This is a genomic window from Enterococcus sp. AZ141 (genome assembly GCF_051714385.1).
In the GTDB taxonomy this organism is placed as follows: domain Bacteria; phylum Bacillota; class Bacilli; order Lactobacillales; family Enterococcaceae; genus Enterococcus_D; species Enterococcus_D entomosocium.
In genome coordinates this window covers 3,504,589-3,518,264 of sequence record NZ_JBIORT010000001.1, presented here as the reverse complement: position 1 = coordinate 3,518,264, position 13,676 = coordinate 3,504,589, and the positions used below count along the sequence as shown (strand labels likewise).

Here is a 13,676-nt window from a genome sequence, read left to right as displayed (position 1 = left end):
TTGAGTCTTGTAGAAACCCTTGAGTAATCAAGGGTTTTTTCTTTTGTCTAACTAGGGACTGCCACCATGCAGGCGGAACGAATGGGAAAAGAATCGGTTGTTATTGTCAGAAAATTCAAAATTATTTTTTGTTTTTCTTTTGATCTTAAAAAAACATGGGTTGCTGGCACACTTTAATTCTCAAGCAAGAATAAAGGTGATTTAAAAGTCATTTTTATCAAAACAAGCAAGTGATTAAATGACATCTGATGTGAGAAAGGGTTCCTTAGAATTGTCATTATTGAAAAAAATTCAGAAAATTCGTTGACAAGTGATTTTGCAAAGGGTATATTGGTAAACAATTACAAGAACGTTACTATTTCTAATGAAGGAGCCATTTTCTATGCGTAATTTTAATCAATATTTATTAGTCATTATTATTGATACCAGGACTTAGAACACGGAAGCAAAAATTATCCGTTTGTTTGAGTCCTATTTGCGTAAGTAAAATGGGATTCTGGCAAAGCATCCCAGTTTTTTATAACCGGGATGCTTTTTTTTATTCCAAAATGCAGGAGATGATGAGTGTGAGAAGTGATCAAATTAAAAAAGGGATCGATGCAGCGCCAGCTAGGAGTCTGCTCTATGCCACAGGACAAGTTAAAAATATCCATGATATGAACAAGCCATTTATTGCGATATGTAATTCCTATATCGATATCGTGCCTGGGCATGTGCATTTACGGGAGTTAGCAGATATCGCAAAAGAAGCGATTCGTGAAGCTGGCGGCATCCCTTTCGAGTTCAATACAATCGGCGTAGATGATGGCATTGCTATGGGACATATCGGTATGCGATATTCGCTACCTAGCCGAGAATTGATCGCTGATTCTGCAGAAACCGTCATCAATGCCCACTGGTTTGACGGCGTATTTTATATCCCAAATTGTGACAAGATCACTCCTGGCATGATCTTAGCAGCCATGCGGACCAACGTACCAGGAATTTTTTGTTCCGGCGGTCCTATGAAAGCCGGCATTGATCCTCGGGGACATCAAATAACCTTATCTTCCATGTTTGAAGCCGTTGGGACGTACAAGACGGGTAATATGACAAAAGAAGATTTTGAGTTTATGGAACAAAATGCCTGTCCGACTTGCGGTTCCTGTGCAGGGATGTTTACTGCCAATTCAATGAACTGTCTCTTAGAGATCTTAGGATTGGCAATGCCAGGCAATGGTACGATTCTTGCCGTGTCTGAAGAACGACGAGAACTAGTTAGACAAGCCGCCTTTAAGTTGATGGATCTTGTTGAAAAACAAGTGAAACCTCGAGACATCGTGACCAAAGAAGCTATTGATGATGCCTTCGCTTTAGACATGGCGATGGGGGGGTCCACCAACACAGTGCTGCATACCTTAGCGATCGCCAATGAAGCTGAGATCGATTATGACTTAAGACGGGTCAATGAAATCGCTAAAAGAGTGCCTTATCTCTCAAAAATCGCGCCATCATCAGCCTATTCAATGCATGATGTCCATGAAGCCGGTGGGGTTTCAGCGATCATTAGGGAGCTATGTGATATCGAGGGAGCGATTCATCCCGATCGACCGACTGTTACCGGTAAGACGTTGCGAGAAAATGTCGCTGAAGCGAAGATCCACAACGAAGAAGTCATCCATCCGAAAGAAAATCCGTATAGTCCAGTTGGCGGTCTATCGATCTTGTACGGAAACATCGCCCCAGAAGGCAGTGTCATCAAAGTTGGCGGGGTTGATCCAAGTGTCCAAGTGTTCAAAGGGAAAGCGATCTGTTTTGATTCTCATGATGAAGCAGTCGCAGCAATTGACAATCATACCGTACAAAAAGGACATGTCGTAGTGATCCGCTATGAAGGCCCGAAAGGGGGGCCGGGAATGCCGGAAATGCTGGCGCCTACCTCAAGTATCGTTGGTCGTGGGTTAGGCAAAGATGTCGCCTTGATTACAGACGGCCGCTTTTCAGGAGCGACGCGGGGGATCGCAGTTGGACATATTTCTCCGGAAGCTGCAGCCGGTGGTCCATTAGGACTAGTCAACGATGGCGATGAGATCATTATTGATTTGCCAAATCGAACGCTAAATCTGCAAGTTTCAGAAGAAGAGCTTGCCAAGCGTGCGCAAGAACGACCGAAGTTTCGTTCAAAAGTAAAAAAAGGATGGCTTGCACGTTATACCGCTTTAGTGACCTCTGCGAATACGGGCGGGATTATGCGAGTACCTGATGAGGAGGAGTAGCAATGGAAAACATCGACTATCAAGCATCGCATCTAAGGACTGGCGCGCAAGTGTTAGTGGACAGCTTGCAAGAGCAAGGCGTCGAAATGATCTTTGGCTACCCGGGTGGCGCCGTCTTACCGTTATATGACCAATTATATGATGCAGCGATTCCGAATATTTTGACGCGTCACGAGCAAGGCGCGATCCACGCCGCTGAAGGCTATGCCAAAGCTACTGGCAATGTTGGGGTCGTTTTAGTGACAAGTGGTCCAGGTGCTACGAATGTCGTTACTGGCATTGCCGATGCTATGAGCGATTCCGTACCGTTGGTGGTTATCACGGGGCAAGTGGCCGTACCAGGAATTGGCAAAGACGCTTTTCAAGAAGCGGATATTCTAGGTATCACGTTGCCGATCACGAAACACAATTACCAAGTCCGTTGTGTGGATGACTTACCGAAAGTGATCGCTGAAGCCTTTCACATCGCTTCAACTGGGCGTAAGGGACCTGTTGTGATCGACCTTCCGAAAGATATTACATTGCAAGAAACCGCTGAAACCTGCTCATTGCCGATCACAAGGAAAAGTTATCAACCGAATGCAGAGCCTTCCCGTCTGCAAATTGAAAAATTGATGCACGTTTTAGAAAAAGCACAGCGACCAGTGGTACTGGCTGGTGCAGGCGTGATCGCGGCTGAAGCTGCGGCTGAATTAAATGCATTTATTGCCAAGTACAAGTTGCCGACAGTCACAACGTTGCTCGGCTTAGGCTTACTGCCAAATGATCATCAATTTTTCTTGGGCATGGGCGGTATGCATGGAACGTATGCGGCGAACATGGCTTTATCAGAAGCCGATTTGATTATCAATATCGGCTCTCGCTTCGATGATCGCTTAGCGACTGCCGGCAGTCAGTTCGGCAAGCAGGCCATCGTTGCTCATATCGACATCGACCCGGTGGAGATTGGCAAGATTGTAGAGACAAAGATCCCAATCGTCGGCGATGCCAAGGCTGCTTTGCAACAGATGCTACGGTATCCGCCAACTAGAGGAACGTGGTCTGCCTGGTCGGATCTATGCCAAACACGGAAGACGGAAAAACCTTATCGCTATGATCGCACTCAAGCACAAGAAATCAAACCGCAAAAAGTCATCGAAGAAGTAGGGCGTTTGACCAAAGGAGAGGCTTACGTCATCACCGATGTTGGGCAGCATCAAATGTGGGTCGCGCAGTATTATCCGTTTCGCTTTCCTAAGCAGTTGATCACCAGTGGCGGACTAGGCACGATGGGCTATGGTATCCCTGCGGGAATTGGCGTCCAATTTGCTCATCCAGAAAAAATGGTCGTGGTGTTTGTTGGCGATGGCGGGTTCCAAATGACAAACCAGGAATTTGCTATTTTGAATGAGTATGGCTTGAATGTCAAATTTGTTTTGTTGAATAATCGTTCGTTAGGAATGGTCCGCCAATGGCAAGAAACATTTCATGGCAAACGACGCTCTGCCTCTGTTTTTGCACAGCAACCTGATTTTGTTAAACTAGCACAAGCTTATGGCATCGAAGGCTGTCGGATCGATGAACCCACTCAGCTTTCTGCTATGCTAGCGGAAGCTTTTGCACATACGGGGCCGCAACTGATCGAAGTAATGGTCTCGCCCTCAGAGCATGTGTTGCCGATGATCCCACCGGGGAAAGCCAATCATGAAATGATGGGGGTCTAAGGGGATGAAACGGGTATTAGCAGCAATCGTCCATAATGAAGCAGGTGTTTTGAGCCGCATCACGAGTGTCTTAAACCGCCGGCAGGTCAATATCGAGAGTATTTCTGTCGGCACAACGGAACGGCCAGAGTTTTCACGAATGACGATCATTGTCAACGTGAACGATTTGGCAGAAACAGAACAAGTGACCAAGCATTTAAATAAACAAATAGATGTCTTGAAGGTTTCTGATATTACAGAAGTTCCTCATATCGAACGAGAGCTGGTGCTGATCAAAGTCAATGCACCAACCACTAGCCGCTCGGAGATCCAAGCAGTGATTGATCCGTTTCGAGCGCACATTGTCGATGTCGCACTGAAAACGATCGTTGTGCAAGTTGCCGGTGATACGAAAAAGGTAGAAGCATGCATCGAAGTTTTGCGTCCCTACGGGATCAAACAGTTGGCACGAACGGGTGTCACTGGCTTTACAAGAGGGTAAGTGCAATTTTGAATTGCTTAAAATAAAGAAAGAATTCGGAGGAAACAAGTATGGTAAAAGTATATTACAACGAGGAAGTTACAGATAATCTAGGAGACAAGAAGATTGCGATCGTCGGCTACGGCTCTCAAGGGCACGCTCATGCGCAAAATTTACGGGACACAGGTCATGAAGTCTTTATCGGCATTCGTGAAGGAAAGTCAGCAGAAGCTGCAAGAAACGACGGATTTGAAGTCTTTCCAGTAGCCGAAGCCACTCAAAAAGCGGACGTAGTCATGATCTTGGCACCCGATGAGATCCAAGGATCGTTGTATAAAAATGAGATCGAACCGAATCTTTCTGCCGGCAATGCATTAGCATTTGCGCATGGTTTTAATATTCATTTTGATGTGATCGCGCCGCCAGAAGAGGTGGATGTGTTCCTAGTTGCGCCTAAAGGACCGGGCCACTTGGTGCGTCGAACCTTTACCGAAGGGTTTGCGGTGCCAGCCTTATTTGCAGTCTATCAAGATGCGACTGGCAACGCACAAGCGACAGCTTTATCTTATGCAAAAGGCATTGGTGCCACACGGGTCGGCGTTTTGGAAACGACCTTTAAAGAAGAGACCGAGACCGATCTTTTCGGGGAACAAGCCGTACTTTGTGGCGGTTTGACCAGCATGATCGAAGCTGGCTTTGAAACATTGGTAGAAGCCGGGTACCAACCGGAATTGGCGTATTTTGAAGTCTGTCATGAATTGAAACTGATCGTTGACTTGATTTATGAAGGAGGATTCAAAAAAATGCGCCATTCGATCTCGAATACGGCAGAGTATGGCGACTACGTTTCCGGTGCTCGGGTGATCACCGCACAAGCCAAAGAAAACATGAAAGCCGTATTGACAGATATCCAAAATGGTCAATTCGCGAAAGGATTCATTGAAGACAATCAAAATGGCTTCCCTGAATTCTATAAAATGCGTGAAGAAAACGGCAACCATCAAATTGAAAAAGTCGGCAGCGAGTTACGGAAAATGATGCCGTTTGTTGCGAAAGATTAGAGGTGGCGCGTTTGTTGGTGACAGTTTCTGCAATCGAACAAGCATATGAACGACTGCGGGGAGCAGTTAGTCATACACCGCTGCAGTATGATCGCTTTTTATCTGAAAAATACCAAGCGACGGTTTTGTTGAAGCGAGAGGACTTGCAAAAAGTCCGGTCCTTCAAATTACGAGGTGCCTACTATGCGATCACCCAAGCAGATCCTGTGCAGACCAGTCGTGGCGTCGTCTGTGCCAGTGCCGGAAATCATGCCCAAGGCGTTGCTTATACCTGCCAAGAACAGCAGATCCATGCGGTCATTTTCATGCCAACAACGACGCCGCAACAAAAAATCGCGCAAGTTCTCTTTTTCGGCGGAGACTACGTCAAAATCGAATTGGTGGGAGATACCTTTGATGCGGCGGCGCAGGCTGCCAAACAATTTGCAAAAGAAAAGCAAATGGCTTTCATTGCTCCTTTTGATGATCCCAATATTATCGCAGGACAAGGAACAGTAGCCGTGGAAATGTTGGCGGATGCTGAAAAAAAACAAGTATCGATCGATTTAGTGGTGGCTGCCATTGGTGGCGGTGGTTTGATCAGCGGGACCGCAGCCTATTTGAAAGAAAAGCAGCCAAATATAAAAGTTGTTGGAGCAGAACCTGTAGGGGCCGCCTCGATGCAAGCAGCCTTTGATCACCAAGGACCGGTGGCTTTAGAGCATATTGAAACCTTTGTCGATGGTGCGGCAGTCAAACAAGTCGGAGCTCAGACCTATGCCCATGCCAAACGCTATGTGGATCAATTGGTAACGGTGGAAGAAGGTGCAATCTGCCAAACGATTCTAGAATTATACAGCAAACAAGCGATCGTCGCTGAACCAGCTGGTGCCTTGAGCGTGGCAGCCCTGGATGAGATCAAAGAGCAAATCAAAGGCAAGACGGTCGTCTGTATTGTGAGTGGTGGTAACAATGATAGTTCCCGCATGGCAGAGATCGAAGAGAAATCACTGATTTATCAAGGATTGAAACATTATTTTATCGTCAATTTCCCACAACGTCCCGGTGCGTTGAAGGAATTTGTTAGCCATGTATTAGGGCCTGATGATGATATCACGAGGTTTGAATATACGAAAAAAATCAATCGTGGAACAGGACCAGTAATGCTGGGAATCTTGTTGAAACAAAAAAACGATCTACCCGCATTACTGTCACGAATTGAACAGTTTGATCAAGGCTACATCAACCTTCAGCAAAATCAATCACTTTACTCGCTTTTGGTTTAGAAAAAAAACATGGTTTCCTTTGTAATACAGGAAACCATGTTTTTTGCTTTTTGGCATAGAATCATGGGACAAATCGGTGAAAATACTTCCTAATGGTTAGCGATTTAGTAGGTGTTTCAGCGGCTTCTTGCTATAATAGTAAGTAGTAGCAACAAAGGAGTGAGCCGATGGAAGCTGTTTTTTACAGAAATGAGCAAGAAACCCAGATTTCTTACGGGGAAACATTGGCATCGGTCATGAAAGGACAGTCGATCGAGCCGCAGCAGGTGATCATTTTGACGAATCAGCGTTATTATGACCGCTTTTCAGAAAAAGTAACCCGCCTGTTTTTGCCGCGCGAGGTCAATTGGTATATTTGTACCAACCAAATGTATTGCAACAACTTTAGTGAATTTAAGGCCGCAATGGATTTCTTCGGTCGCTTTTCAAAGCAAGAGTCCTTGTTGATCGTCGGGTTTGGGAATGAAGGTGTATTGGCACTGAGCAGTTTTATCCATGCGACTTCGGTCCTATCGACACAGCTTTGGTTGATTCCTGTTTCCTTGCGGGCCTTAGCCAAAAGTGTCAAAGAAACAGCGATCGTTGTGAAAAAGCCAGATATCCCGATGCTGGAAAATCCTAATGCACCACAATTTGTTATTTTCGATCAGACGATTGCCGAAAAGCAAATCGATGGGAAACTTGTCGACTTTTTGACCCTGATCCGTGGTGGCGTGCTTGCCGATAGCGATTTTTTAAAGGAACTTTATCGAACGTACCCCAGTCATCAGGCATTGATGAGACACTCGTTGGCAGCTTATACCAATCAGCTGATCCAATTGTATCAGCAGTCGGGACGCGAATTAGAGGAGTTTGGGCAACTCTTTGCCGATGCTGCTTATCAAACAGAAAATGGTCACTTGCTGTCTGATGCAATGAAATTGTTCTTTGGCTTTTTGTTTCATTTTATTTGGACAGTCCAGCAGCAGCAGTTGACTGTCGATCTGCCAGTATTTTGCCAATGGCTTGCACGATTAGGCTTTCCTATCGAATTGCCCGAGTCTTTTTCCTTAAGCGAATATTTCAGCCGTGTACTAGAATTGCAGCAAAAAGAAAAAAAACTGTTATTTTTGGCAAAAGTTGGTACAATAGGGGGCAGAACGGAAATCGAGGAGAAAGATCTTGTCCAGACGATGGAGACTTATCAGCGATTAATCAATGAGATTCGAGGGGTCTAAATGGAAACTTATAGTGAAAAAATGATAAAAGCACTAGCCGCAGAAGAGTTGGCTGAAGCACAATTGAATTTTACCGAAGCACTGCAAAAAGATGATGATGAGACACTTGGCGCTTTAGGCGATGAATTACTGCAGATCGGTTTTTTAGAAGAGGCGAAAACGTTATTTGAAACCTTGCAGCAGCGGCATCCTGAAAATGAAGCTTTGCTGCTTCCTTTAGCGGAAATTGCGATGGAAGAAGACCAGATTGAAACAGCCTTCACCTATATCGATCAAATACCACCAACGAGTGAAGCTTATCTGCAAGCCTTGTTATTGAGTGCGGATCTTTACCAATTGATCGGTATCCCTGAAGTTAGTGAAGCCAAACTAAAAGAAGCGCAAAGCCTTGTGCCAGAGGAACCCTTGATTCGTTTTGCCTTAGCTGAGTTAGCTTTTTCAACGGATCGCTATCAAGAAGCTGTTGACCTTTATCAAGGATTGCTGGAAGAAGATATTACGGATATTTCGGGGATTTCGATCGTTGAACGGACCGGAACTTCATTGAGTATGGCAGGTAAGTTTGAAGAGGCGTTGGAATATTTTGAAGCAAGCTTAGAAGACGAACAGACGGACGAGCGTCTCTTTCAAACGGCTTTAGTCTATTTGCAGCTGAAGGAAAATGAACAAGCGATTCGCTACTTGCAGCAGTTGCGGGTCATGAATCCCCAATACCGGGCCTTGTATCTTTATTTGGCTGAAGCATTGCAAGAAGAAGAACAGCTGGAAGAAGCGCAACGTGTGATCGAAGAAGGGATTCATGAAGATCCATATCAAGTGGATTTCTATCATTTTGCTGCCGAGAATGCTTACCGACTTCATGACAGTGAAGCAGCCGAGTCATTTTTACTTAAAGCACTGGAAACTGGTGAAAAAGAAGAGGATACATTACTGACTTTAAGTAATTTATACTTGAATGAAGCGCGTTGGCAAGAAGCGATCTTGGCGATCGAGCGAATGGAAGACAATGAACAGCCTCACGCTTTATGGAATCTAGCGCAAGCCTTCAATGCGTTAGAAGATTTTGACAAAGCAGCAAAATATTACGAAGAAGCCAATGCTGATTTGCACCATGAACCGGCGTTTATGAAGGAATACGGCATTTTCTTACGTGAAGAAGGGCGTTTACCTGAAGCTCTTCATTTGCTACAACATTATTTGGCACACGAACCAGGTGATTTAGAAGTACAGTCGATCGTGGAGGACTTATTAGAAAGATAGGTGAGAGAAATGAACATCAATGTACAAGAAAAGAAAAAGTTTCTTAATTGGTTAGTTTCGACCGTTTCCTTCAGCCGCCGAGAAGTCTCTTGGGTGTTAAACTATCTGGCGAACCATGAAGCGATCTTGGCCAATGTTCATTTTGTAGAAGGGGCAGCCGCAGCCAAACGGGGCTTAAGTGTCCGCAGTACGGAAGTTGGAGGCGAACCCTTTGTCTTGAGTATCGAAGGACAGACCTTTTATGACATTGATCAGATTTTTCACGAGATTCGCATGAATTGGAAACAACCCTTGTATCTTGAATGTCTCTTTCCAGATTCTTGGTCGCAATCCTTTTATTTAGCAGTTTTAGAAGACAATCCTTATGAACGTTGGAACGACCACTTGGATCAAGAAATGACCCAACATGTTACCCAGTACCTTGAAAAAGAAGAAGCAAAAACCAAAATTGATACCTTGTATCGGCAGATCGATCTAGCATTGGAAAATGGGGATCGTGATGCCTTCTTAGAACTTTCCGATGAAGTAAATCGGCACTTGCTCCAACAAAAAGAAGAAAGCCGCTGACAAATAAAAAAGCAGTCCTTTAACCGGGACTGCTTTTTTAGTCTTTATTTTGTTTTAGAGACCGCTGCTTTGCGCTGTAAGAACCGTGACTTAGGTCTTAAGTAGGTAAAGCCTTCGCCTTCGACTTCATGGACATTGATGACAGAAACAAACGCTTGCGGATCAAAGTCATGAACAATGCGCTTGACTTCAGAAATCTCCCGTCCGCTGACCACCATATAAATGATTTGTTTCGATACTCTTGAGTAAGCCCCTTCGCCCTGTAAAAACGTGACACCGCGTTCCAATTCATCCATTAAAACAGGAGCTATCTCTTCGCTGTGATTGCTGATTACTAAAATCCCTTTGGCTGAATAGCCGCCGTCTAAGATCGAATCGATCACACGAGTGAAGACATAAGAAAAAATCAAGGTATACATCATGCGGTTCAAATCTATATAGGTCAAAGAAAGCAACAGGACGAACACATCAAAGATCAAAAGCGACCGCCCGATCGTCACCCCAAAGTTTTTCTCTAAAATGCGCGCTAGTACATCGACGCCACCTGTTGTTCCACCGACTTTGTAGACGATCCCACTACCGATCCCTGCAATCAAACCAGCCAAGAGTGCGACGATCAGTAGATCATGCTGTAGATCGATCAACAGGGGAACACTCTGCCAAAATGCCAACCAAAAAGACAAACCAAAGGTTCCTAAAATCGTATACACTAATGAGCGTCGACCAAGAATTTTGCCACCGATCAAAATGATCGGAATATTTAAGATCAATGTACTAATGGCAGGATTGATTCCCCATAAGGCTCGCAGGATCAAGGTGATCCCTGTCACACCGCCTTCTGCTAAGTCATTTGGGATATTTAAATAGACTAGACCGAAGCCATAAATACTCGTACCGAAAATAATCAAAACAATGTCGCGAATCGTTCGCCATGAAAAAAATGCCCGCATCCTGTTTCCTCCGTTATTCAACTTCCACAAGTATCAATGTAGCACGAAATCATTGAATGTACAACAAATCCTGAGGGGGGCTCTATCTAGGCAGGCAGCCATTCTTTTGGTAAGATAAACGAGAAAGGGTGAAGAAGATGACAGATAAACGTTCCTTGGCATCGATGCAAGAAGAAGTCGATGCCTATATTCAACAATTTAAAACTGGCTATTTCAGCCCCCTCGCCCAAATGGCTCGTTTGACTGAAGAAGTTGGCGAATTGGCGCGAGAAGTAAATCACTATTACGGGGAAAAAAATAAAAAAAGCGATGAAGTTGAAAAGACAGTGGCAGAAGAACTGGGTGACGTGCTCTTTGTGACGATGATCATGGCCAATTCACTAGACATCGACCTGACTGAAGTGTTTGAGGAAAATATGGCAAAATTCAATCAGCGGGATGCGTATCGTTTTGAAAGAAAAGATGGGAAAGTACATGAAGCTGACTAAACTACCAAAAGAATTTGCAGAAGCTGCGCCACTCCTAAAAAAAATCGAAGCCGCGGGCTATGAAGCATACTTTGTTGGCGGCAGCGTGCGGGATACGATTTTAGGCCAGCCGATCCATGATGTCGATATTGCTACCAGCGCTTTTCCAGCCGAAATCAAGGCGCTTTTTCCTCGAACTATTGACATTGGTATCGAGCATGGGACGGTGCTGGTCTTGTGGGAACAGGCGCAATATGAGATTACCACCTTTCGAACCGAAGCCGCCTATCAGGATTATCGCAGACCTGACAAAGTTGATTTTGTCCGTTCCTTGAAAGAAGATCTAAAGCGGCGGGATTTTACCATCAATGCATTGGCACTTCAAGAAGATGGGGTCATCATTGATCTTTTCGATGGACTGGCAGATATCGACAATCAGATTTTACGAGCAGTGGGTCACCCGCAGGAACGTTTCCATGAGGATGCCCTACGAATGATGCGGGGGCTGCGTTTTGTCAGTCAATTGGGCTTTGTTTTAGAAACAGAAACATTGGCTGCTATCCATGCGAATCATGCCTTGTTGGGGAAAATCTCTGTTGAACGGATCATGATTGAATTCGTGAAATTGCTGTTAGGCAATCATCGGAACCAAGCACTACGAGCACTAGTAGAAACCGAATGCTATATCTATTGCCCAGGCTTGCGGGAATACGGTGAGGCGTTACTGCGGATGGCAGACCTGCCAGCGATCCCATTAGAAAACGAAACGACGGCTTGGGTATTGCTCATTGACCAAATCGGTTTAGCTCCTGAGGCAGTCCGCAGCTTTTTAAAAGCTTGGAAATGTTCGAATGACTGCATCCGCCAAGTACAAACGGTCTATCAAGCACTACTAATGCGTCGAAACGGCGAATGGAACGATCTGCTGTTGTATCAGTTCGGTTTAGAAGCAACCTGTTTAGCTGAAGGATTATTGCGTTATGACAAGCTGCCCAATGATCCTGCAAAAATCAGTCAGCGCTATCAGCAGCTACCGATCCATTCACTGAAGGAGCTGGCGATCAATGGACGTGATTTACTGCAGACAGTTGATCGTTCTTCTGGTCCGTGGCTCAAAGAAGTCTTGGCCGCTGCCGAAGCTGCAGTCATCACACGAAAAATCCCTAATGAAAAAGAAGCACTATTGGCGTTTGCCCAAGCATATTTAGCGAAGGAGGGATAACTGAAGAATGGAAAGCAAAAAAGACTTTCTCGTTGACCTTCAAGACACTGCGGCTGTTTTGGGTTCTGGCGGTTTAGCGGTTTTAGCAACCCCTCGACTAGTCGCAATGGTGGAAAACACCTGTTGGGAAGCACTTGAGCCTACTTTAGATAAAGGGTTTACCACCGTCGGTACAAAGTTTTCGATCGATCATTTGAAACCTTCACCAGTCGGAGCGACAATCACAGTTCTTATACAATGGGAAAAAGAACAAGGATTCCAGTTTGATTATCAGGTGACCGATGGGGCGCAACAACTCATTGCTAAAGGGACTCATCAACGAGCGGCGGTGGAAATCTCTCGGTTTATGAAAAAAGTCAACGAAAACCAAAGTTAATTTGTGTCCCAGTAGCGACTATGTGTTAGAATTAAAATGTATTATTAATAAAAAGGAGCGTTTTGTCATGGCTAGAGAAATGAAAGCTTTAAAATTTTATTTCCGTAATGGAGAAACATGGACGATCGAGCGCCGTTACATCGGTGACTTATGGATCAAACAAATCACGACCAGTTTTGGCCGTATCCACGGAAGCGAATTCGTTGAGATTCATCCATGTGCTGGGTTCAAAATTGAAATCTTTCAAGAAGGCGATCATGTGGCAACACATGACATCAACTTAGGCGGACTTGAATTAGGGATGTTTGCTCGTGCGTTGAAATATGAAGATATTGAACGGATGGAAATTCTTTACCGTAACGGTACACCGGATCTTGTTTATTTCCCATACAAGGACAAAGATACTGAAGGATTGGATAATGTATACCAATCAACAAAAATCAGTGAAAAAACGAAGAGTCTGTATATCGTGATCGACCCAAATCAAACGGTTGATGATGTTTATCAAGAACATTTCGAAGAATAAGAAAAACGCAGAACCAGTTGGTTCTGCGTTTTTTTTAGAATGTTTCTTGGAACATATCCGTATACTTTTTTAATAAAAGATAATCTTCGGCATATTCATCCTTTAAAACGATTGTATCGCCAAAGAAACTCTTACGAGCATGTTGAATGATCCGATGCTGAATATCTTTTTCCAGAAGGTAATCGATCTCAGACTGTTTCAGGTTTTGTGCAGCAGTCGCCCGATTCTTTTCTAAATATTGCAGCAAATCGTACTCAAGGTGTCCCGCACCATTGATGACTCGTTTGTATTCGATTTTGTCAATTTTCATCTGCTCACACTCCTTGCTATTAAAGTACCTTAGAAAA

Annotated in this window: 14 protein-coding genes; 12 read left to right on the top strand and 2 right to left on the bottom strand. The window is 44.5% G+C overall.

Annotated features, from left to right (window positions below; all coding sequences use genetic code 11):
• The first annotated feature begins 566 nt into the window (after positions 1-566).
• The 8 genes from ilvD to IGI89_RS16175 all read left to right on the top strand — a co-directional run bounded on the left by ilvD (position 567) and on the right by IGI89_RS16175 (position 9,788).
• Positions 567-2,255 carry a dihydroxy-acid dehydratase gene (ilvD, locus tag IGI89_RS16210; protein ID WP_008381045.1) on the top strand — a complete coding sequence of 563 codons (1,689 nt, stop codon included), beginning with the start codon at positions 567-569 and terminating at the stop codon, positions 2,253-2,255.
• Between the two features lie 2 nt (positions 2,256-2,257).
• Complete coding sequence (ilvB, locus tag IGI89_RS16205; protein ID WP_086316991.1) at positions 2,258-3,958, top strand: biosynthetic-type acetolactate synthase large subunit; 1,701 nt, start codon at positions 2,258-2,260, stop codon at positions 3,956-3,958.
• A gap of 4 nt (positions 3,959-3,962) precedes the next feature.
• Positions 3,963-4,439 (top strand): acetolactate synthase small subunit, encoded by a 477-nt coding sequence (gene ilvN / locus IGI89_RS16200; protein WP_005229349.1) that lies wholly within the window; start codon positions 3,963-3,965, stop codon positions 4,437-4,439.
• A 50-nt stretch (positions 4,440-4,489) separates the two neighbouring features.
• Positions 4,490-5,479: a ketol-acid reductoisomerase gene (ilvC, locus tag IGI89_RS16195; protein WP_008381047.1), complete on the top strand. Its 990-nt coding sequence runs from the start codon at positions 4,490-4,492 to the stop codon at positions 5,477-5,479.
• Between the two features lie 11 nt (positions 5,480-5,490).
• Positions 5,491-6,744: a threonine ammonia-lyase IlvA gene (gene ilvA / locus IGI89_RS16190; protein ID WP_035007051.1), complete on the top strand. Its 1,254-nt coding sequence runs from the start codon at positions 5,491-5,493 to the stop codon at positions 6,742-6,744.
• A 167-nt stretch (positions 6,745-6,911) separates the two neighbouring features.
• Positions 6,912-7,961, top strand: coding sequence for a hypothetical protein (locus tag IGI89_RS16185; RefSeq protein ID WP_008381049.1), 1,050 nt, complete (start codon positions 6,912-6,914; stop codon positions 7,959-7,961).
• Entirely contained in the window at positions 7,962-9,221 is a 1,260-nt protein-coding gene (locus tag IGI89_RS16180) for a tetratricopeptide repeat protein (protein WP_438735838.1), read from the top strand. It abuts the gene before it with no gap.
• 9 nt (positions 9,222-9,230) lie between these two features.
• Positions 9,231-9,788: a YpiB family protein gene (locus IGI89_RS16175; RefSeq protein ID WP_008381051.1), complete on the top strand. Its 558-nt coding sequence runs from the start codon at positions 9,231-9,233 to the stop codon at positions 9,786-9,788.
• Between the two features lie 44 nt (positions 9,789-9,832).
• On the opposite strand, the gene IGI89_RS16170 is transcribed toward IGI89_RS16175, so the two are convergent.
• Positions 9,833-10,738: a YitT family protein gene (locus IGI89_RS16170; protein ID WP_005237068.1), complete on the bottom strand. Its 906-nt coding sequence runs from the start codon at positions 10,736-10,738 to the stop codon at positions 9,833-9,835.
• Positions 10,739-10,875: 137 nt separating this feature from the next.
• On the opposite strand from IGI89_RS16170, the gene IGI89_RS16165 reads away from it, so the two are divergent.
• From IGI89_RS16165 to IGI89_RS16150, 4 genes are all read left to right on the top strand, one after another.
• Positions 10,876-11,226 carry a nucleotide pyrophosphohydrolase gene (locus IGI89_RS16165; RefSeq protein WP_008381054.1) on the top strand — a complete coding sequence of 117 codons (351 nt, stop codon included), beginning with the start codon at positions 10,876-10,878 and terminating at the stop codon, positions 11,224-11,226.
• Complete coding sequence (locus IGI89_RS16160; protein WP_086299632.1) at positions 11,213-12,427, top strand: CCA tRNA nucleotidyltransferase; 1,215 nt, start codon at positions 11,213-11,215, stop codon at positions 12,425-12,427. Before IGI89_RS16165 ends, IGI89_RS16160 begins: the two co-directional genes overlap by 14 nt.
• A 7-nt stretch (positions 12,428-12,434) precedes the next feature.
• Complete coding sequence (locus IGI89_RS16155) at positions 12,435-12,803, top strand: thioesterase family protein (protein ID WP_008381059.1); 369 nt, start codon at positions 12,435-12,437, stop codon at positions 12,801-12,803.
• A 67-nt stretch (positions 12,804-12,870) separates the two neighbouring features.
• The gene (locus IGI89_RS16150) at positions 12,871-13,329 is read left to right on the top strand and encodes a hypothetical protein (protein WP_008381061.1); all 459 of its coding nucleotides are present in this window, start codon (positions 12,871-12,873) and stop codon (positions 13,327-13,329) included.
• 34 nt (positions 13,330-13,363) lie between these two features.
• On the opposite strand, the gene IGI89_RS16145 is transcribed toward IGI89_RS16150, so the two are convergent.
• On the bottom strand, positions 13,364-13,639 hold the full coding sequence (locus IGI89_RS16145) for a hypothetical protein (RefSeq protein WP_008381063.1): 276 nt from the start codon (positions 13,637-13,639) through the stop codon (positions 13,364-13,366).
• Positions 13,640-13,676: the final 37 nt, after the last annotated feature.

Excerpts from the sequence above, each read along its gene's own strand:
- ilvB (WP_086316991.1), top strand. The coding sequence starts at position 2,258 with ATGGAAAACATCGACTATCAAGCATCGCATCTAAGGACTGGCGCGCAA.
- ilvN (WP_005229349.1), top strand. The coding sequence starts at position 3,963 with ATGAAACGGGTATTAGCAGCAATCGTCCATAATGAAGCAGGTGTTTTG.
- ilvC (WP_008381047.1), top strand. The coding sequence starts at position 4,490 with ATGGTAAAAGTATATTACAACGAGGAAGTTACAGATAATCTAGGAGAC.
- IGI89_RS16185 (WP_008381049.1), top strand. The coding sequence starts at position 6,912 with ATGGAAGCTGTTTTTTACAGAAATGAGCAAGAAACCCAGATTTCTTAC.
- IGI89_RS16180 (WP_438735838.1), top strand. The coding sequence starts at position 7,962 with ATGGAAACTTATAGTGAAAAAATGATAAAAGCACTAGCCGCAGAAGAG.
- IGI89_RS16175 (WP_008381051.1), top strand. The coding sequence starts at position 9,231 with ATGAACATCAATGTACAAGAAAAGAAAAAGTTTCTTAATTGGTTAGTT.
- IGI89_RS16170 (WP_005237068.1), bottom strand. The coding sequence starts at position 10,738 with ATGCGGGCATTTTTTTCATGGCGAACGATTCGCGACATTGTTTTGATT.
- IGI89_RS16165 (WP_008381054.1), top strand. The coding sequence starts at position 10,876 with ATGACAGATAAACGTTCCTTGGCATCGATGCAAGAAGAAGTCGATGCC.
- IGI89_RS16160 (WP_086299632.1), top strand. The coding sequence starts at position 11,213 with ATGAAGCTGACTAAACTACCAAAAGAATTTGCAGAAGCTGCGCCACTC.
- IGI89_RS16155 (WP_008381059.1), top strand. The coding sequence starts at position 12,435 with ATGGAAAGCAAAAAAGACTTTCTCGTTGACCTTCAAGACACTGCGGCT.
- IGI89_RS16150 (WP_008381061.1), top strand. The coding sequence starts at position 12,871 with ATGGCTAGAGAAATGAAAGCTTTAAAATTTTATTTCCGTAATGGAGAA.
- IGI89_RS16145 (WP_008381063.1), bottom strand. The coding sequence starts at position 13,639 with ATGAAAATTGACAAAATCGAATACAAACGAGTCATCAATGGTGCGGGA.